Annotated in this window: 1 pseudogene; it reads left to right on the top strand. The window is 42.4% G+C overall.

The features are described from left to right. Positions 1–1,337, top strand: a pseudogene (locus ACFIKB_RS09305) (hypothetical protein); the annotation flags it as partial.

Below are 1,337 nucleotides of genomic sequence, written 5' to 3'. Positions count from 1 at the left end.
ATTATGAATAGTAACAATGAACCTCGGATTATTTTTAATCTTGCTGCTGGTAAGACCACAAAAGACTCAACCGAAGCGGTAAATGGTTCCCAGATTCATAAATTGGGCGAAGAGATTGCGAAGGCTTTTGGCGGTAGTACTGGCTTGACTCCGAATGGAAATTGGTCGTACGGTTTCATACCTGCAGCGAACTACCAGAACGGCCACGCGGCGTCCTTCGACTTTTTCGATCTATTTAATGCCTTGTCTAATATGGGTTCAAGTTTCATGAACATTGCTAGAGACTTTAACCATACTACAAAAGCTTTAGGCGGTGGTTCTGGCTTTGATCTTACTAACGTTTCCTCTAATCTTGACGATGGTTGGGTTGATCCGACTTACGAAATCTCCAATGTTTCTGAAGATGGTAAAGTGGGAAAGACAAGCTTCAATGATGTTGGTAGTGCGTTTGCGGGTCTTGATACGAGTGTCAAGAATGTGAATACGCATCTAGCGAATGAGATCAAAAAGTTTGATGAAAAACTAAGCAATATTACTCAAGCATCTCAAGGTGATGCCTTGTCGTGGGACAAGACTAAAGGCGCCTTTGTGGCCTTGCATGGGGAAAAGGACAGCAAAACAAACAGCAAGATTACATCCCTTGCAAATGGTGACGTTACTGCAACCTCAAGCGATGCTGTAGCGGGCAATCAGCTTCATACTCTTGGGAACAGTGTTGCAAGTTATTTTGGCGGTGGTGCTAAGTATGATGGTGGAACATGGACCGCTCCTACGTTCACGATTAAGACTGTTAAGGATGATGGTACTGAAGAAGAGAAGAAGTATAATACTGTTGCAGAAGCTTTGGCTGATGTTGGTACATCTTTCACGAATGTTAAAAACGATATTACTAATGTGGTAAGTAATAGTCTTGTTAAGTGGGATGAAAAGACAAAGGTTATCAAGATTGGTGGCGAAAAAGAGGGTGGTGTGATTACTCTTGCCGATAATAAAAATACGGCGCGGACACTTTCTGGTGTGAAGGATGCAGAAAAGAACGACGAAGCAGTTAACAAGGGACAGCTTGATGAGAATGTGACAAAACTTTCTGATGACATTGAAGAAGTGCGTTCTGTGGCAGTTCTTTATGATGAGGAAGAAGCTTCAGAAGAGGTCAGTACACTTACCAGAACAGCACCTAAAATTAATAAGAATAGTGTGACTTTTGGAGATCCCAAAACAGGCACTGTTGCATTGCATAATGTTGCCGCTGGTAAGATAGCCAAGGATTCACATGATGCAATCACAGGTGGTCAGGTTAACACAATCGGTGAGGATGTTGCCAAATTTTTAGGTGG

The organism is Bartonella sp. MR110HLJHH (assembly GCF_042194225.1).
GTDB classification, from domain to species: domain Bacteria; phylum Pseudomonadota; class Alphaproteobacteria; order Rhizobiales; family Rhizobiaceae; genus Bartonella; species Bartonella grahamii.
The sequence above is the reverse complement of the archived record's forward strand: the minus strand, read 5'-3'. Positions and strand labels throughout refer to the sequence as shown.